This window comes from Tenacibaculum sp. (genome assembly GCF_048269885.1).
GTDB lineage: Bacteria > Bacteroidota > Bacteroidia > Flavobacteriales > Flavobacteriaceae > Polaribacter.
Genome location: NZ_JBLWTZ010000021.1, coordinates 26521 through 45862 on the forward strand (window position 1 = coordinate 26521; position 19342 = coordinate 45862).

19 protein-coding genes are annotated in these 19342 nt (G+C 31.8%); 14 read left to right on the top strand and 5 right to left on the bottom strand.

Annotation, left to right across the window (positions count from 1 at the left end; all coding sequences use genetic code 11):
- Window positions 1-49: 49 nt before the first annotated feature.
- The 3 genes from ACN0WY_RS14365 to ACN0WY_RS14375 form a co-directional block, all read right to left on the bottom strand.
- Complete coding sequence (locus ACN0WY_RS14365; protein WP_330487095.1) at window positions 50-535, bottom strand: hypothetical protein; 486 nt, start codon at window positions 533-535, stop codon at window positions 50-52.
- Window positions 536-624: 89 nt separating this feature from the next.
- Window positions 625-1005, bottom strand: a complete 381-nt coding sequence (locus tag ACN0WY_RS14370) for a RidA family protein (RefSeq protein WP_330487094.1) — start codon at window positions 1003-1005, stop codon at window positions 625-627.
- Window positions 1006-1059: 54 nt separating this feature from the next.
- Window positions 1060-3762 (bottom strand): putative LPS assembly protein LptD, encoded by a 2703-nt coding sequence (locus ACN0WY_RS14375; RefSeq protein ID WP_417800799.1) that lies wholly within the window; start codon window positions 3760-3762, stop codon window positions 1060-1062.
- 94 nt (window positions 3763-3856) lie between these two features.
- Here ACN0WY_RS14375 and ACN0WY_RS14380 point away from each other — a divergent pair, with 94 nt between their 5' ends.
- From ACN0WY_RS14380 to ACN0WY_RS14440, 13 genes are all read left to right on the top strand, one after another.
- Window positions 3857-5047: an N-acetylmuramoyl-L-alanine amidase family protein gene (locus ACN0WY_RS14380; RefSeq protein WP_417800800.1), complete on the top strand. Its 1191-nt coding sequence runs from the start codon at window positions 3857-3859 to the stop codon at window positions 5045-5047.
- Between the two features lie 65 nt (window positions 5048-5112).
- A complete protein-coding gene (locus ACN0WY_RS14385) occupies window positions 5113-6078 on the top strand; it encodes an MlaD family protein (protein WP_330487091.1) in 966 nt (321 codons plus the stop codon).
- Between the two features lie 45 nt (window positions 6079-6123).
- Window positions 6124-7443 (top strand): 4Fe-4S dicluster domain-containing protein, encoded by a 1320-nt coding sequence (locus ACN0WY_RS14390; RefSeq protein ID WP_417800801.1) that lies wholly within the window; start codon window positions 6124-6126, stop codon window positions 7441-7443.
- A 98-nt stretch (window positions 7444-7541) separates the two neighbouring features.
- A complete protein-coding gene (locus ACN0WY_RS14395; RefSeq protein WP_099216248.1) occupies window positions 7542-8321 on the top strand; it encodes a (Fe-S)-binding protein in 780 nt (259 codons plus the stop codon).
- A 98-nt stretch (window positions 8322-8419) separates the two neighbouring features.
- Window positions 8420-8824 (top strand): hypothetical protein, encoded by a 405-nt coding sequence (locus ACN0WY_RS14400; RefSeq protein WP_330487089.1) that lies wholly within the window; start codon window positions 8420-8422, stop codon window positions 8822-8824.
- 81 nt (window positions 8825-8905) lie between these two features.
- Window positions 8906-9859: a 1,4-dihydroxy-2-naphthoate octaprenyltransferase gene (gene menA, locus ACN0WY_RS14405; protein WP_417800813.1), complete on the top strand. Its 954-nt coding sequence runs from the start codon at window positions 8906-8908 to the stop codon at window positions 9857-9859.
- A gap of 22 nt (window positions 9860-9881) precedes the next feature.
- Window positions 9882-10700, top strand: a complete 819-nt coding sequence (locus tag ACN0WY_RS14410) for a DUF4349 domain-containing protein (RefSeq protein ID WP_417800802.1) — start codon at window positions 9882-9884, stop codon at window positions 10698-10700.
- A gap of 4 nt (window positions 10701-10704) precedes the next feature.
- Window positions 10705-11382: a metal-dependent hydrolase gene (locus tag ACN0WY_RS14415; protein ID WP_417800803.1), complete on the top strand. Its 678-nt coding sequence runs from the start codon at window positions 10705-10707 to the stop codon at window positions 11380-11382.
- 28 nt (window positions 11383-11410) lie between these two features.
- Window positions 11411-11929 carry an SRPBCC family protein gene (locus ACN0WY_RS14420; protein ID WP_330487086.1) on the top strand — a complete coding sequence of 173 codons (519 nt, stop codon included), beginning with the start codon at window positions 11411-11413 and terminating at the stop codon, window positions 11927-11929.
- An 11-nt stretch (window positions 11930-11940) separates the two neighbouring features.
- The gene (locus ACN0WY_RS14425; protein WP_417800804.1) at window positions 11941-12978 is read left to right on the top strand and encodes an o-succinylbenzoate synthase; all 1038 of its coding nucleotides are present in this window, start codon (window positions 11941-11943) and stop codon (window positions 12976-12978) included.
- 2 nt (window positions 12979-12980) lie between these two features.
- Entirely contained in the window at window positions 12981-13922 is a 942-nt protein-coding gene (locus ACN0WY_RS14430) for a CPBP family intramembrane glutamic endopeptidase (RefSeq protein ID WP_417800805.1), read from the top strand.
- A gap of 13 nt (window positions 13923-13935) precedes the next feature.
- A complete protein-coding gene (locus ACN0WY_RS14435; RefSeq protein WP_417800806.1) occupies window positions 13936-14991 on the top strand; it encodes an AMP-binding protein in 1056 nt (351 codons plus the stop codon).
- 99 nt (window positions 14992-15090) lie between these two features.
- Window positions 15091-16866, top strand: a complete 1776-nt coding sequence (locus tag ACN0WY_RS14440; protein ID WP_417800807.1) for a YfbK domain-containing protein — start codon at window positions 15091-15093, stop codon at window positions 16864-16866.
- Between the two features lie 32 nt (window positions 16867-16898).
- On the opposite strand, the gene ACN0WY_RS14445 is transcribed toward ACN0WY_RS14440, so the two are convergent.
- Window positions 16899-17501 carry a hypothetical protein gene (locus ACN0WY_RS14445; protein WP_330487081.1) on the bottom strand — a complete coding sequence of 201 codons (603 nt, stop codon included), beginning with the start codon at window positions 17499-17501 and terminating at the stop codon, window positions 16899-16901.
- Between the two features lie 143 nt (window positions 17502-17644).
- Here ACN0WY_RS14445 and ACN0WY_RS14450 point away from each other — a divergent pair, with 143 nt between their 5' ends.
- Window positions 17645-18472, top strand: a complete 828-nt coding sequence (locus ACN0WY_RS14450) for a hypothetical protein (RefSeq protein WP_417800808.1) — start codon at window positions 17645-17647, stop codon at window positions 18470-18472.
- A 146-nt stretch (window positions 18473-18618) separates the two neighbouring features.
- On the opposite strand, the gene ACN0WY_RS14455 is transcribed toward ACN0WY_RS14450, so the two are convergent.
- On the bottom strand, window positions 18619-19341 hold the full coding sequence (locus ACN0WY_RS14455; protein ID WP_330487080.1) for a YebC/PmpR family DNA-binding transcriptional regulator: 723 nt from the start codon (window positions 19339-19341) through the stop codon (window positions 18619-18621).
- Window position 19342: the final 1 nt, after the last annotated feature.

Sequence of the window (19342 nt, forward strand, 5' to 3'; positions counted from 1 at the left end):
TTGGCTATAGTGTTCGTGTACCCTTTAATTACCGAATTGGTTACACGTTTTATTCGTATTCGAAACTGGTCCAAAGTCTCGATTTGACAACTTTTTTTTTGTATTTTCCAGGGATAACCTCAATTTTTTCAATTGCTTCCCTAAATAAGTTGTCTATTTCATTTGTCTGTGGATAGGACTTTACTTTGATGTTTTGAATTTCTGCATTTTCAGTTACAGTTAAATAGACATAAACGCTCCCTTTAAATTCAATTTCAAAACTCAGTTTTTCATTTATCAATTCGTTTAGTCTGTTTTCAGAACAGTCAATTCGTTCTTTTTCAGATAAGTCTTTTTTACAATCATTTTCGAATGGCAATTCAGTTAGAATTGCATAATGATAAATACCTTCTTTTTTCTGTTTATATGGCTTGACTTTATACCCTTTTTCAGCAGAATCGTCTGCGTCTAAAAAATGACCTTTTGGAATTTGCCCAATTGCAAAAACTGGTAATAACATTAAAAAAGTAAGAATATTCCATTTGTTTTTCTTCATCTTATTATTTTAGTCAAATGTGTTATACAAGTTAAAATACTTGTTGTTTTAATACTGATACCGCCAACGAAGTGGTTAGTTTTTTTAAGCTATTTAATAGCTATCATGCTAATTTCAACATTGACAAACTTAGGTAAGTTAGCAACCTCTACTGTTTCACGAGCAGGAGCAGTGGTATCATCAAAATACTCACCATAAACAGCATTAATTTTTGAAAAGTTATGCATGTCTGAAATAAAAATAGAAGTTTTAATAACGTTTTCAAAAGTCATACCAGCCGCAGCTAATACTTCTTTCATGTTTTGCATTACCTGTTGAGTTTCTGCTTCGATAGAGTCTAAAACTAACTCTCCAGTTTCAGGGTTGATAGCTATTTGTCCAGAAGTATACAAAGTATTTCCACTAAGTACTGCTTGGTTGTATGGACCAATTGGAGCGGGAGCTTTACTTGTAGTGATTATTTTTTTCATATCTATTTAAGTTTTAAAATTAAAAAAAATCATTTTAGCCAACAGCCAACAGCCTTAAAACAACACTCTGTCCGGGGGTTTGTTCTTATCCCATTTTAAATCGCTTAGCACTGAAGATTTTACCCCAATAAAGAAGTTATAAGACGAGTTAACACCAAAAGGAGTCCAATTAAAATTAAATCGCCAACTGTCTAAATCTCTTGAAAAATTAAGTCTGGTATAGGTAAAAGCGTTGTCTTTAATATCATAACCAGAAGAAAAGCCTATTTTCCATTTAGGAGATAATTCTACATTACCACTAAACATCAATGCATTGTTATTAATTCTACTGTTTAAACCATTGTTTGTATAGGTCATACTATAGACTAAATTAAGAGTCCAAGGAATTTTAGCTCTATAGAGTTCGGTTTCTTTAGTTTCGCTTTCGCCTTTTTTGTTATTTCTATTATTTGGGAAACCGTTAGTCGGACCTATATTTTCTCCAAAAACATCTGGGGTGTCTTGCGCACCATTTCCATTTTTACTATCGGAGTCGTCTTTATCATCCTTGTTTTTTTCAAAATCCTTACTAGAAATAGAATAATTTGCTGTTACTCCTAAATTAGTCATTCTAAAAAGACTACTGTTAAATTTATTAATTCTTACCCCTTTACTGTTTACTTGATATGGATCTAAATCGGCACGCATATTTAAAGCTAGTTTGTCTTTAAAAAAACGTGTGCCAGCACTAACGTTTACAGTACTCCAACGTAAACTATCAGCGGCAAAATTGTAGTTCGTACTAAAGTTTAAATTGTTAAGAATTATAACTTTTTTATCTTCTTCGTCACTGTCAGGTTCTTTCGGAGCTACTTTAGCTTCTAAAACATTTTTTACAGAAATACCAATAGAATTTGAAATTCCACTTCCTGGAACCGAATAAATACCACCTTCAAAAGGAGAGTAGGTTAATAAGTCATTTGGATCAGAACTTTGACGAACTGTTAAGTTGTAATCATCTGCAAAATCAGGGCGGTATTGATAAGAAATAGCAGGGGTAATCGTATGGCGTATGGCTTTTAAACGCCCTTTATTGACAGGGAATATTCCATAGATCGTCGTAGACAAAGAAACCGCTAAATTATATTCATTATAGCGAGTAAAACCACTAATAGTGTCATTAACAGCAGCACCAAGATTATCATCTTTGTTTACCGCAGTTGGGTCGTATCGTTTTTTTATTCGATCAAAGTACCAAACATCCTTATAGTTTACATTAGGTGATAACGTAAAGTATTTTAAAGCTTTTAAACTTGTACTGCTACTTAAGTTGTGTTGAACTCCTTTTTTAGCAGTTTTAAACATTTTAGAAGTAAAAAACTCATCATCAGTAGTATTGATCTGATATTGACCTTGCATATTATAGTTAAGGCCTATTCGCTGAAAGGCATTCTTTTTAACCCCACCTTTTCCTTCAAACGGATAAATACGATCCATGTTAAGTTGTAAAGAAGGGAGTGTCATGGTAATAGACTCGGTGTTGGTATTTTGTGAGTGAGTTGCTGTTACACTCACATTAAAAGGAGTACCAACAAATTTCTTGTAGTAAGAAATAGAAGAACTCAAGGTGTTGTTTAAAAATTGAGAACTATTAAATTCGTTTAAAGATTGGCGATAATACTTACTACTTCCTAAGTTAACAGAAGCGGAAAAACGGGAGTTCGGACTCGATTTAGCATCTTGGCTATGACTCCATCTGAGATTGAAGTTGGAAGATTTTTGATAATCACTTAAACCACGTATCCCTTGAACAAGATTTTCAAAACGTATACTAAAGTTTCCACTAAATTTATAACGAACATAATAGTTAGAAGTAGCATTTAACCCCCAACTACCATTGGTATATAAATCACCTAATACCGTTAAATCAAAATAATCACTTAAAGCAAAGTAGTACCCTCCATTTTGCATAAAAAAGCCTTGATTGTTACTTTCCCCCCAAGAAGGAATGATAAAACCTGAGGTTCTCTTATCCGTTAAAGGAAAATAAGCAAAAGGTAAATAAACAGGTGTAGGAACATCTGCCAATACTAAATTGCTACCACCAACAATAATTTTTTTACCAGGAACTAGCTTAGCTTTGTTTGTTTGAATATAATAATCTGGAATTTTCTTTTTTGAAGTGGTAAAACGCAACCTCCGCATGTATATAGTTGAGTCGTTTACACGTTTTGTTTTTTCTCCGTAGGTAATAATTCCAGCTTGATCTGTTTTAACACCGTAAACCAGTGCCTTCTTAGTTTTAAAATTAAACAGAATAGAGTCTTGTTCAGATTCTTGTCCACCTTGTTTAAACTGAGGTCTTTGATGATACCCAGTGCTATCCTTTATACCTTTAGCATATACCATATTGTTTTTGTAATCTAGAATAATTATCCCTGCTTTTAAATCAATATCAGTATAGGTTACTTGGGCTTTATTGTATAAGGTAATTGTTTTGTCTTTGGCATTTTGTATGGTGTAATCTTCAGCATCGTGCGTAATTATACCATCAATTACTTCTTTCGGTTTAATAGAATCGTTAGCAATGGTATCTCTTTTTCTATGAACAAGAGCATTGTTTTTTAAACCTATTAAGGTGTCTTTAGGACTAGTGAATATAGAGTCTTTACTAGGTTTTTGAGGAGTAATACCTTTCTTGCCAAATTCTTGCGCAGTACTTAATTGAAAACAAAAAAGATAGAAAGCTAAAAGTATGTAAGTTGGATTTGCTCGCAATATTATTAATACTATTTTTGTGTTATATTTAAAAACTTTGGCGTGTTATTTGAATGCCTATATTTTAAAAACCAAAAATAGTTAAATTTTATTGATGCAATTCTTAAATTTCCGTAAATATAATATCTCAAAATTAAGCTTAATCATTCTAACCTCTATAACTATTTTGTATGGGGGAATATTATCGGTTTCAGCGCAAAAAAAATACACAGTTGTTCTTGATGCAGGCCATGGAGGAAAAGACCCAGGGAACTTAGGGAGTGGTTTTAGAGAAAAAAACATAGCTTTAAGAGTTGCGCTAGATGTAGGTAAGGAGTTGTTAACCTCTAAAGATATTGAAGTAGTTTACACTCGTAAAAAAGATGTTTTTGTAGAGCTGCATAATCGTGCTAAAATAGCCAATGATAAGAAAGCAGATTTATTTGTATCCATCCACTGTGATGCCTTTAGAAGGTCAGATCCGCATGGAGCGAGTACTTTTGTGTTAGGATTAAGTGGAAATAAAGAAAACTTAGAAATAGCTAAAAAAGAGAACTCGGTAATTTTATTAGAGGATAATTATAAGCAGAACTACGATTACGATCCGAATTCACCAGAATCAGTAATAGGACTATCAGTACTACAAGAAGAAAACCTTGAAAATAGTTTAGGAATCGCAGGCTTGGTTCAAAATAATTTTGTAGCCATAAAAAGAAATAATAGAAAGGTAAAACAAGCAAACTTTTTAGTGTTAAGAGAAACGGTTATGCCCAGTGTTTTAATAGAGTTGGGTTTTTTAACGAATAAGAATGAGGGAAAATTTCTAAACTCTAGAAGTGGTCAAATAAAAATGGCGAAGTCAATCGCTCAAGCAATAAGAAAATATTTTGAGCGATTAAAGTTAAATACAATTAGTGAAACACTAACAGTGAATGCACCGTTAGTAGAAAAAGAGATTTCTAAACCTGTTATAAAAAAAGAAACGCCTAAGCAAGTTGTTAAAAAAGAAACGCCCCCAAAGAAAAAAACTACAGAATCCAAACCTGTATCAACAGACGTTGTATTTAGAATACAAATAGCCGCCTCTAGAAAAAAACTTTCTACAAGTAGTTTTAAAGGGTTAGAAAATGTTGAGTCTTTATTTATAGATGATTACTACAAATATTACTACGGAAATTCACCAAGTTTATCTGGAATAAAGAAGGTGTTACCAGAGGTAAGAAGGAAAGGGTATAAAGATGCTTGGGTAGTCGCTTTTAAAAATGGAAAACGAATTTCGATAAAAGAAGCACTGAAAAACCGTTAATTTAGAGGTATTCTATATTTATACTCCCAAAATTATTATTATTTTCGCTCGTATAAATATATTCTATGTCTAAAGAACTAAAAACAGGAATTGTTGCTGTCGTTGTTATTGCACTATTTATTTGGGGTTATAACTTCTTAAAAGGACAAGATTTGTTCAGTGCTAATGCAAGACACTTTTTTGTAGAGTACAATAATATTAATGGTTTGAATGAAGCGAGCTCAGTCACTATTAATGGCTTAAAAGTAGGGAAGGTGGATGAAATTAGATTCAATGAAAATCCAGATAAAAAGGGAAATTTAATTGTTAAAATTTCATTAGATACCGACTTTAACTTCTCAAAAAACAGTATTGCTAAGATTTACTCAGCTAGCTTAATGGGAGGTCAAAATTTAGCAATTATTCCTAAATATGATGGAGAAGTAGCCAAGTCAGGAGATTATTTAAAAGGAGAGGTTGAGTCAGATATATTTTCATCAGTAGGTGAAAAATTAAACCCAATTCAAGCAAAACTAGAAAATGTGTTGGTAGGAGCCGATTCTTTATTAATTGGATTCAATCAAGTATTAGACGAAAAATCGCGTCAGAGTTTAAACAGAAGTATTTTAGGTTTGGAAGTAACTATTTCTGATGTTCGTAAAACATTATCTTCTGTAAATTCATTATTAGCAGATAATAAAGGAAACTTAAATGCTACCTTGGCTAATGCCAAAAAGATAACAGACAATTTTTCTAAAGTATCAGATGATTTAGCAAAGGCTAACTTAGGAGAATCCGTTAAAAAATTAGAAGCAACTTTAGCAAATGTAAATGGGTTGTTAGCTAATATGAAATCAGGAAAAGGAACTTTAGGAAAGTTAATGACTGATGAAAAAATGTATACTAATCTTACCAATGCTTCAAAAGAATTAGAAGAATTGTTAAGAGAAATGAAGCTAAACCCAAAACGTTTTGTACACTTCTCATTATTTGGGAAAAAAGCAAAGCCGTATAACGAAGAGAATAATACCAAAAATGTAAGTAATAAATAAGCTTACATTTTTATAAATCTAACAAAACTTAATAATTAAAGAACGATGGAGAAATACGTACCAAACATTTTTTTTGCACTTATTTTAATTGCAGGTATCGGGTATTTTGTAATGAATGTTCGTAAGTTAATACGAAACATCAAATTAGGGAAGGATATTGATAGAACGGATAGAAAGCCTGAACGATGGAAAAATATGGCAAAAATCGCTTTAGGGCAATATAAAATGGTACGACGTCCAGTTTCAGGTATCTTACATATAGTTGTATATGTTGGGTTCATTTTAATCAATATCGAAATGTTAGAAATCGTTATTGATGGATTATTTGGTACACATCGTGTTTTTCAACCAATTATTGGAGATGCTTTATACGGGTTCTTGATAGGAAATTTTGAAGTGTTAGCATTACTAGTTTTTGTAGCTGTAACAATTTTTTGGTTCCGTAGAAATATAGAGAAAGTAAAACGTTTTTGGAACAAAGAAATGGAAGGTTGGCCAAAGAATGATGGTAATATTATTTTATATTTTGAAATGGTATTAATGACTTTGTTCTTGGTAATGAATGCGACAGATGTACATTTTCAAGAAGCAGGAGTAGGAAATGTAGTTTCTCAATTTATTGCACCTTGGTTTGATGGTTTTTCTAATGAATCATTACATACCATTGAAAAAACAGCTTGGTGGTTGCATATTGTAGGAATTTTAATTTTCTTAAACTATTTATACTATTCTAAGCACTTACATATTTTATTAGCTTTCCCTAACACGTTTTTTGCAAACTTAAACCCTAAAGGACAGTTTAATAATTTAGAAGCGGTAACGAAGGAAGTAAAAATGATGATGGATCCAGATGTTGACCCATATGCTATGCCAGAAGAAGGAGAGGATGAAGGAGAACCAGAAAAATTTGGAGCTTCAGATGTAACTGATTTAAACTGGGTACAGTTAATGAATGCTTACACTTGTACTGAGTGTGGACGTTGTACATCATCTTGTCCTGCCAACCTAACTGGTAAAGAATTATCACCACGTGCTATTATGATGAAAACACGTGACCGTTTAGAAGAAGTAGGAAAGAATATTGATGAAAATGGAGGAGAGTTTAAAGATGACGGTAAGCAATTATTAAACGATTACATCACTCCAGAAGAACTATGGGCGTGTACAAGTTGTAATGCCTGTGTACAAGAATGTCCTATTGGTATCGATCCTTTATCTATTATTATGGAGATGCGTCGTTATTTAGTAATGGAAGAATCAGCAGCTCCACAAGAGTTAAATATGATGATGACCAATATTGAAAATAACGGAGCACCTTGGCAGTATAGTCAAATGGATAGATTAAACTGGAAAGACGAAGAGTAGTAGTTTTTAACTATTTTATTCCGTAAAAATTAAAAAGTAACCTCTGTTTGAGGTTGTAAACAAAAAAAAACAGTTCAACAATTAAACGATAAAGAATTATGAACGTACCAACAATGGCAGATATGATGGCTCAAGGAAAACAACCAGAAGTGTTGTTTTGGGTAGGAGCTGCAGGAAGTTATGATGATAGAGCAAAAAAAATAACAAGAGCTTTCGTAAAAATATTACAACAAGCTGGGGTTGATTTTGCAGTATTAGGTACCGAAGAAAGTTCAACAGGAGACGCAGCAAAGCGTGCCGGAAACGAGTTTTTATTTCAAATGCAAGCAGTTACTAATATAGAAGTATTAAATGCCTACGAAGTAAAAACGATTGTAACTTGCGATCCACATTCATTTAATACCTTAAAAAATGAATATCCTGGATTAGGAGGGAAATATAAAGTGTATCACCACACTCAGTATATTAGTAAGTTAATTAAAGAAGGGCGTTTAACTATTGAAGACGAAAATTTAAACGGTAAGCGTTTAACGTATCACGACCCATGTTACTTAGGACGTGCAAATGATGTATATGAAAGTCCACGTGAATTAATTCGTCGTTTAGGAGTAAAGATGACTGAGATGAAACGTCATAAGTCAACAGCATTATGTTGTGGAGCAGGAGGAGCACAAATGTTTAAAGAACCAGAAAAAGGAGATAAGGATATAAATGTGTTAAGAACAGAAGATGCGTTAGAAACAAATCCGCAAATTATTGCTACTGGATGTCCTTACTGTAATACCATGATGACCGATGGTGTAAAATTCAAAGAAAAAGAATCGCAAATACAAGTAAAAGACATTGCAGAGTTAATTGCGGAAGCAAATAACCTATAGTAAAGAGATATAAAGTTTTCTTAAAAGTGTGTTACGAGAGTAGCACACTTTTTTCTTTGTAGTAAGTTTGTTGAAAAATAATTCAAAAACAAAAAAGAATGAGATACCTTTTTACCTTTTTATGCTTAGTGCTTTTAACATCCTGTGATGATACCGATTTTTCTCTTGATGGAAATGGAAACTTGGCAACAATAACATTTAATATTACGAGTACAAGTAATGACAACAATGGAAGAATTAAAACTGTTTTTTTAGAATCAGGTTTTTTTAAGTACGATAATACTACAACAACTAATGTTTTTCCTTATAAGAAATCATACACAGATGAAATTAATTTTGCTGCTAACTTAGCTTTTGAATACGAAGATAAAGCCACAGACAATTTTAGTGTCTATACACTAACAATGGAAATCTTTAGAGATAATGTTTTAGTAGATAAAAGAGAATATTTTATAGATAAACCAGGAACAAAAGTAGGTTTTGATGCAGTAGTAAATAAATAAACAACTCATATACTTTAAGATAAAAGGAAAGCGTAGCTTTCCTTTTTTTATGCGTAAATAACTATCTTTGAAAATCATACTATCTCAATGAAAAACTACATAAAAGCAGCACGTTTACGTACCTTACCATTATCCGTTTCAGGAATTATTGTTGGAGCCTTTTTAGGATTAAATGAATCTTTTTTGAAAGTGTCTTCAACTCTTTTTGATACAACTATTTGTGTAGGAAGAAAAAATATATTGGAGTCTTCTATTTTTTGGTTAGCAATTTTAACCACTATTGGTTTTCAAGTATTATCTAACTTTGCCAATGATTACGGAGATGGAATAAAAGGTACAGATAATGAAAGGGAAGGAGAAGCACGAATGGTGGCTTCAGGAGCAATTACTCCAAAGCAAATGAAAAACGCAATGATTGTAACAGGAGTCATTACGACTATTATAGCATTGCTACTGATTTATGTTTCCTTTGGTAAAGACAATTTTTTGTATTCAGTAATTTTCTTCGGATTAGGAATCGCTTCAATTGTTGCTGCTATAAAATATACCGTTGGGAAATCTGCTTATGGTTATAGTGGATTTGGAGATATTTTCGTTTTTATCTTTTTCGGATTGTTAGCAGTCGTTGGAACCTATTTTTTATATACAAAACAATTGAACTTTATCATTTTTTTACCAGCAATTACAGTTGGATTGTTGAGTACAGCGGTATTGAACTTAAACAATATGCGAGATAGAGAGAATGATGCGGTATCAGGAAAAAATACGCTTGTGGTAAAAATGGGAGCAGAATCTGCAAAAATGTATCATTACTTTTTAATTGTAGCGTCTTTTATAGTTGCATTATTGTACACGGTAATCAAGTTTAAATCACCATATCAATTCTTATTTATTATAGCTTATATTCCTCTACTAAAACACCTATTTTTTGTCTATAAAAATAAAGAAGAAGCTCTATTAGATGGAGAGTTAAAAAAAGTAGCTCTTAGTACCTTTTTATTTTCAATTTTATTCGGATTAGGTCAAATTTTGTAACTTCCCAAGAAAATTTAACACTATGAGAACTATTTTAGTCTTTTTCGGAATGTTTCTATTATTTATTAGCTGTAATAGTAAAGGAGCGAACCCAACCTCTTATGGAGAGCTTAAAACTTCAGGAAATTTTGATATTACTAAAGAAATTGTAGAAGCATCAGAAGTTGCATCAGAGAATAAAGAAGTAACAATAGAAAGAAAACTTATTAAAACAGGAGATATTTCATTTGAGACAGATGATTTATTAGAGACAAGAAATCATATAGAGCAAGCAGTAAAAAAATATAACGGATACATTTCTGCTGATAACGAGTACAAATCTTCTCAAAATATTACTTCAAATTTAACGGTTCGAATTCCTTCAGAAAGTTTTGATACTTTTTTAAATGAGATTTCATCAAAAGTAGCAAGGTTTGATAATAAGAATATCTCTGTTAACGATGTAACAGAGCAATTTTTGGATGTACAAGCACGTTTGAAAGTAAAAAAAGAAGTAGAACAACGATATAACGAAATACTAAATAAAGCTAGTTCGGTAAAAGAAATTTTAGAAGTTGAAAGAGAACTAGCCAATGTAAGATCTGACATTGAATCGATGGAAGGACGTTTGAAGTATTTACAAAATCAAGTGTCGTTTTCAACCTTATCAATTCGATTTTATAAAAAAGAAGTAAGTAACACTTATTCCAAAAGTTTTGGAAGACGTATAGCTGATGCTTTTGGTAATGGAGTAGACAATATAAAATGGTTCTTTATCGGTTTGATAAATATTTGGCCATTTATACTTTTAATAGTTTTATTAATTATATTCATAAAGAAACGAATTAAACGAAAAGAATAGATACATGAAAATCACTTTTTACGGTCACGCATGTTTTGGTATTGAAATTAACGGAACATACATATTAGTCGACCCTTTTATTACAGGAAACCCATTAGCTACTAATATAGACGTAGATCAAGTAAAAGCAGATTATATATTAGTTACACATGCGCATCAAGATCATGTATTGGATGTAGAGCACATTGCAGAAAGAACAGGAGCTACAATTATTTCAAACTTTGAAATTGTAACATATTATGCTGCTAAAGATTTAAAAGGACATGCCGTGAACCATGGAGGTACATATAAAAACGAGGTGTTTTCAGCCAAATATGTCAACGCTATTCACACTTCTTCATTTGCTGATGGAAGTTATGGAGGGCAACCGGGTGGTTTTGTAATAACAGCAGGAGAAAAGTCCTTGTACATATCTGGAGATACAGCGGTAACAATGGATATGCAATTAATACCGATGTCTACAAACTTAACAGCCTCTATTTTTCCTTTAGGAGATAATTTTACCATGGGAGTTGATGATGCTATTATAGCAAGTGATTTAGTGATTTGTAATAAGGTCATAGGATGTCATTTTAATACCTTTCCTCCAATCGAAATAGATGTAGAAGAAGCTAAAGAAAAGTTTGCTCAAGCAAAAAAAGAATTGGTAATTTTAGAAATCGGACAAACAATAACTATTTAAGTAAACCTTTTATTTAGGTATTATATACATGAAAAAAATTAAAATAATTTTAGGAGTAATAACAGTTTTAATTCTTGCTTTTTTCCTAACAGGACTCATAGTAAAAGAAGTTGTATATGTGAATGAGGTAACAATTAATAAGCCAGTGAATGAAGTTTTTATAGATTTTCAAGATAAAGAACTGATGAAAGAATGGATGCCAGAAGTAAAATCAATAGAAATTTTAAAAGAACAGCCCAATAAAATTGGAAGTAAATATAAAGTAGTTGTTGAAAATCAAGGTAAATTGATAACTATGACAGAAGAAGTATTAGCGTATAAAGAAAATGAACAACTTACTCTTCACTTTGATGCAGAAAATATGCTAAAAACAGATGATTATACATTTATTTCAGAAGGAAACTCAACTAAAATAGTACAAACTACTACCTGTACTAGTGAATCGTATGTAATGAGCTGTTTATTTCCATATTTTAAAGGAGCATTGAAAAAAATGAGTCAGCAATATTTAGAAAATTTTAAAAAAGCTTCTGAAGCTCATAATTAAAACACGAACAATTGATAAAAGCTACCTACCATAAATACTTACTGAATTTTAAACAGGCAAGTGGTACCTCTCGTGGAGTTTTAAGAACCAAGGAAACTTGGTTTCTAATTTTAGAAAATGAAGGAAAGAAAGGTTTTGGAGAATGCGGTTTATTCAGAGGTTTAAGTGCTGATGATAAACCCGATTATGAAGAGAAATTACAGTGGGTGTGTAACAATATTAATTCTGGCTTAGAGAAATTATTACTTGAACTCAACGAGTTTCCGTCGATACAATTTGGATTAGAACAAGCATTTTTATCCATAGAAAACCAAACACCATTTGAATTATTTCCATCTAAGTTTACCGAAGGAAAGCAACAAATTTCTATAAACGGATTAATTTGGATGGGAGATAAAGCCTTTATGCAACAACAAATAAAAGATAAGTTGCAACAAGGTTTTACTACGATAAAGATGAAAATTGGAGCGATAGATTTTGATACAGAAATAGCCTTGTTACAATCAATACGAAAAGAATTTTCAGCCAAAGAAATTGAACTTCGTGTAGATGCTAACGGAGCTTTTTTACCCCAAAATGCTTTAGAAAAATTACAAAAATTATCTGAGTTAGAATTACACTCTATAGAGCAACCTATAAAACAAGGACAATGGCAAGAAATGGCAAGTTTATGTGAAAAAACACCCTTGCCAATTGCGCTAGATGAAGAATTGATAGGCGTTTTCTCTTCCAAAGAAAAAGAAAACTGTATAGCTACAATCCAACCTCAGTATATTATTTTAAAACCTAGTTTGGTTGGTGGGTTTAAAGGTAGTAAGGAATGGATTCAAATAGCATCCAGCCATAACGCAGGTAATTGGATAACCAGTGCCTTGGAAAGTAACATAGGGTTAAATGCAATCGCACAATGGACGTACACATTAAATAATCCATTACCACAAGGGTTAGGAACAGGAAGCTTGTTTACCAACAATTTTGAAAGTCCGTTGGAAGTTTTGAATGGAAGTTTGAGGTATAACACAAATAAAAACTGGAACGTTAATATTTAATTATGAATTTTATACAACAAGCCTATAAAGGACAAAATCAGTGGTATGTATACCTACTAGTTATTTTTATAGTTTTATTGGGGTGGCAATTTATTGGTGTAATTCCTCTGGCAATAACAGCAGTTTTACATTCTGAAAATACGAGTGAATTTTTAAGAGCGGCAGATGATAGTTTTATGAGTCTGGGAATAAATAAAAATTTATTTTTGTTTATGATGGTGGTCATGTTTGCTTTTGGATTAGCTTCGTTATTTTTAGGAGTAAAGTACATTCATAAAAGAGCTGTTAAAACAATTATTACCAGTAGAGATAAAATAGATTGGAGTCGTTTTTGGTTTGGTTTCTGTGTATGGGGAATACTATCTGTACTAGTAGTATCTTCTGATATTCTTTTAGCTCCTGAAAATTATACATGGAATTTTAAACCTCTTCCTTTTTTCACTTTAGTAATAGTATCATTTTTGTTTTTACCCATTCAAACAAGTTTTGAAGAATTACTTTTTAGAGGGTATTTTATGCAAGGACTTGGTACTTGGTTTAAAAACAGATGGGTTCCATTAATAGTAACCTCAGTAGCTTTTGGATTACTACATGGAGCTAATCCAGAAGTAGAGAAGCTAGGATATATTTCAATGGTATTTTATATAGGAACAGGTTTCTTCTTCGGAATTACAACCTTAATGGATGAAGGAACTGAGTTAGCATTAGGGTTACATGCTATTAACAATATTGTAGCAGCATTCTTAGTAACAACTGATTGGACCGTTTTTCAAACGGATGCTTTATTTGTTGATACTTCAGATCTTTCGGTAGGGATAGAGATGTTTTTACCAGTATTTGTTTTATATCCTTTGATGTTACTACTGTTCTCAAAAAAATATGGTTGGAAAAATTGGAAAGAAAAACTAGTTGGTAACATAGAGAAACCAGTAATAACAAAATAGCTCTCCCAACAAAGTGGACAATCTAAATTTTCATAATAGTTTTCAGTTAAATGGTATATCTTTTTCTTCGGAAGATGAATTATTAATTTTTTCGAAGACTATAAACGATTCCGTATATCAATTTTTATCAGATTGGTTTAATACTGATGATTTTGTTGTAGTGCAAACTTCAGGCTCTACAGGAAAGCCTAAACCAATTTCGTTAAAAAAAGAGTTAATGCTCAACTCTGCAAAAGCCACTGGAACTTTTTTCAATCTAAAAGAAAATACGACAGCTTTATTATGTTTATCAACCGATTATATTGCTGGGAAAATGATGTTAGTGCGTGCATTAAGCTTAGGTTGGAGTATAGATATGACGGCTCCAACATCTAAAGTTGAAATTCAAAAAGAGTATGATTTTTCCGCGATGGTACCTTTGCAGTTGAGAAGTTCTTTGTCTAATATTCATAAAATAAAGAAACTTATTGTAGGAGGAGGTGTTGTAGCAAAAGATATAATGGAAGCTATTCAAAATAAATCAACTGAAATTTATGCTACGTATGGAATGACAGAAACAATTACACATATTGCTGTTAAAAAGTTAAACAATATCATTTCGAACGATAGTGAAAAACCTCACTACAAGACACTTCCTAACGTACAACTCTCTCAAGACAATCGAAATTGTTTGGTAATTGAGGCACCAAAAGTAGCTCAAGAAAAAATTATAACAAACGATGTAGTTCGGTTGGTTTCTGAAACTGAATTTGACTGGTTGGGACGTTATGACAATGTGATTAACTCTGGAGGTGTAAAGCTACATCCAGAGAAAATAGAAGAAAAACTTTCTAAGATTGTAACCAGCCGCTTTTTTGTTATTGGTATTCCAGATAAGAGGCTAGGAGAGAAGTTAGTTTTGATAGTAGAAGGAGAGAAAAATGACGCCATTTCGAACGAAGTAAGAAATCTATTGGGGCTTACCAAGTATGAAATTCCGAAAGCAATTTATTTTGTAGATAAATTCATAGAAACGGAGACACAAAAAATCCAACGTAAAAAAACACTCGCTAAAATTTTACCTCACTAAAAAGTATCGTTTACTTTTCTAATAAGCTTGTTTACTCATTTAAGGTTTTATAAAAATATAACGTTAGCTAGTTTTATGTAAACTTTAAAACGAAAAGCTATGTTTAAAAAACTATTTTATGTAATGCTATTGTTGAGTTCAATAGCACTTGCAGCGCAACAAAGAACAATTACAGGTGTAGTTTCAGATGAATCAGGTCCGTTACCAGGAGTGACTATTGTGGTAAAAGGAACAACCAATGGAACTGAAACTGATTTTGATGGTAAATACTCTATACCAGCCACACAAGGTGATGTTTTGGTATTTTCTTTTGTAGGGATGAAAACAGTACAAAAGAATGTAGGAGAAATTTCTGTGATTAATGTAGTTATGAAGGCTGATAATGTTTTAGAAGAAGTTGTAGTAGCAGCCTACGGTATTTCAAAAAGGAGAAAATTATCGGTCTCAAAAGCTGTTAGAATTAGAGGACATAATCAAATTGAAAATAGAGATTCGTATGCAGCAAGAAATGAAAATATTTTTAAAAGCCCTGTTAACTCTCCCTTGTCTACATTTTCTATTGATGTTGATAAAGCTTCTTACAGTAATGTAAGAAGAATGATTAATAGCGGTCAAAAAGTACCAAAAGAAGCAGTTAAGATTGAAGAAATGATTAATTACTTTGATTATAACTACCCACAACCTACAGGAAAACATCCTTTTTCAATTACTACAGAGATTGTTACGACTCCATGGAATAAAGATACTCAGTTGGTAAGAATTGGGTTAAAAGGAAAAGAATATGAACAAGAGAATTTACCGGCTTCTAATTTGACTTTTTTAATAGATGTTTCGGGGTCTATGTCAGATCAAAACAAGCTACCATTGTTAAAGTCAGCTTTTAAGTTATTAGTAAATCAGCTGAGAGAAAAAGATAAAGTAGCAATTGTTGTGTACGCAGGAGCAGCAGGGGTAGTTTTAAAACCTACACCAGGAAGTGAAAAAGAAACGATACTTGAAGCCTTGAATCAATTAGAAGCAGGAGGTTCAACAGCAGGAGGGGAAGGAATTGAGTTAGCGTATAAACTAGCAAAAGAAAATTATATACAAGATGGAAATAACCGTGTTATTTTAGCTACAGACGGTGATTTTAATGTAGGAGCTTCAAGTAATGTAGCAATGGAAGAGTTAATAGAAGAGAAAAGAAAATCAGGAGTTTTTCTATCAGTGTTAGGTTTTGGTTATGGAAACTATCAAGATGATAAATTAGAAATTTTAGCAGCTAAAGGGAATGGAAACCATGCGTATATCGACACGATGCAAGAAGCACAAAAAGTATTTGGTAAAGAATTTGGAGGAACTTTATATACCATTGCAAAGGATGTGAAAATTCAAGTAGAATTCAATCCAAAGAAAGTACAAGCGTACCGTTTAATAGGATATGAAAATAGATTATTAAATGATGAAGACTTTGTAGACGATACAAAAGATGCAGGAGAGTTAGGTAGTGGTCATACAGTAACCGCATTGTATGAGGTAATTCCTGTAGGAGTAAAAAGTAAATTTCTAAAAAAACTACCTAAATTAAAGTATACTCAAAATAAACAATTAGATAGTTTTAATGATGAATTATTAACCGTGAAGTTTAGGTACAAATTACCAAAAGGCAACAAGAGTATAGAGTTGGTAAAAATGGTTAAAAATGAAGTATTGGCACCAACGAATGATATGAATTTTATTTCAGCAGTAGCTTTATTTGGAATGCAATTAAGTAAATCAAAATTTAAAAATAATTCAAAAATTGAAGATGTACTTAGTTTGACAGAGGGAGAAATAGGAGAGGATAAAGATGGTTATAAAGCAGAGTTCGTTAGATTAGTGAAAATGTATAATTAAGAATTAAAAAACAGGGTTAAATGCCCTGTTTTTTACCTGTCAACATCTAAAAAATCGTTAGTGTCAAAAGCTTTTTTATAATCAGTTAAACTCATTCCGAATCGTTCGGCGTTATAGTTTTTCTCTTTGTCTATCTTATAAAGTTTACTTTTTCTGCTTATTTCCATAGAGTTGGCTACAAAGAAAATAGAATCGGCGGTAACGTTTGTTACTTTTACGGTAGAGTAGGCTTTGTCGGATGACTTGTATTCAACAATATCATTAACTTGAGGGGAATTAATATAGGTAACAACATTTTTGTCATGCTGTTGTGCTGAGTAGATTCCAAAGAGAATTATAGCTCCCATTAATAAAGAACCTATCCAATGTGTAAAAGGTGTTTTAGCATTTCGTTTTACGTTGTCGTGAGCTAGTTTTAACTGTTCGCTCATATTTTTACGTTCGTACGTAGCTTTACAATGATTACATTCAGAGACTCCTTTTTTACCTATAGGAAAAATAGGGATCCAATAAATGTAAAAGTATTTACCAAAAATACTAATGGTGTGAGCGTTTTGCTGTTCGCAGTGATTACATTTTACACCGCTAACTTTTTCGCTGTGTAAATGCGCACCTTTGGTTCCGTAGAATATCATGATTATGAGAGGTTTGGTTGAGATAAATATATAAAAATATTGAGAAAGAGTTTTTAATTTAAAGTTTTCTTATTTAAGAGCTATTTGTCTTGTAAATTCACAAAAAAATATTTTATTTAGATTCTGAATTAGAAAAGGATTTTATGGAAAATACATTACAGTCACTAAGTAGTACTATAAGAGAGAGGATTAAAAGCCCATTTACAGGGGCTTATATAATTAGTTTTATTTGTTGGCATTGGCAAAAAATTGCAGTTTTATTAGTTTCGAATAGTTCGATTGAAGAGAGATTAATTTGTGTAACAGAAGATTTTAAATTTGTTGATACTTTTATTATACCATTATTAATTTCGTTAGTTGGAATTTTCTTCTTTCAATTAGTAAATTTTGGAGTAGAGTATTTAGTTTCTAAAATTAAAGTTTCTCGTAAAAAAGTACAATTAGATATTATAAGAGAAGAATTACTTTTAAAAGAGGATCATGCTAAGATTGAAGGTAGAATAAATGAATCGAAAACAAAACATGTTGATTTAGACAGATTAACAGGGGAGATAAAGATTCTTAGAGAAGAAAACGATTCTCTTAAAGTGGATTTAACAGATTTAAGAAAGGAGAAAGAAATTTTCTTGATTGAAAGAGATAAAAATGATATTAAAACTCAAAATTCATTAAAAACTCAAAATGAAAAGGTAGTAGTATTGGAAAAAAAAATAGCAGAATTCAGAAATTTCGAGGACTATTTAAGGAGATATTTTAGGTTTAAAGAAGAAGACTCAAAAAATATAAAGACTTTAAAGTTACTTAGAGCTTATTTAGTTGATGAAGATAGAACTTTTTATAATGAAGAAATAGATGAGTTAGAGAGGTATGGTTTTGTTTCTTTTGAAGATGGGGTGAAAAGAACTACTCCGAAGGGTAATCATTTTGCAACATTTTATAATTTAGAGTATCCTTATGTTTTAAAGAAATAAAAAAAGAAATACATTTATTCAAAATAGAAAAGTATAAACAAATACAAAAGGTAGTATTTAAAAATTGCGTAAATAACAAAGGGGTGGGATTTAAATCCCACCCCTTTGTTATTTAGTATAATTTGAAAATTACAGTTTATTTAAACTTACTCTTCCATTGAATGATAAACGTTGTTTACGTCATCGTCTTCTTCCAATCTTTCTAAAAGTTTGTTTACTTCTTCTTTTTGTTCGTCAGAAATGGCAGTAGTGGTCGTAGGTATACGTTCAAATTCAGAAGAAAGAATTTCAATATTATTTTCTTCTAAATATTTTTGAATAGCACCAAATTGTTCAAACGGAGCATACAGCATTACCGAACTATCTTCTTCGTCGGCAAAAACTTCTTCTACTTCAAAGTCAATCATTTCCATTTCAAACTCTTCTAAATCCATTCCTAATGAATCTTCTTTTACTTTAAAGTTAACCACATGGTCAAACATAAAAGCAACTGAACCAGAGGTCCCTAAATTTCCATTACACTTGTTAAAAGCAGCACGTACATTGGCTACTGTACGGTTGTTGTTGTTAGTAGCGGTTTCTACTAAAACAGCAATTCCATGAGGTGCATATCCTTCAAATAATACTTCTTTATAGTTTTCAGTATTTTTATCAGATGCCTTTTTAATGGCGCGCTCAACATTGTCTTTTGGCATGTTGGCAGCCTTCGCATTTTGAATTACTACACGCAAACGAGAGTTGGTCTCAGGGTTGGGACCACCTTCTTTAACTGCCATAACGATATCTTTACCAATACGAGTAAAGGTTTTAGCCATAGCTGACCAACGTTTCATCTTTCTTGCTTTCCTAAATTCGAATGCTCTTCCCATG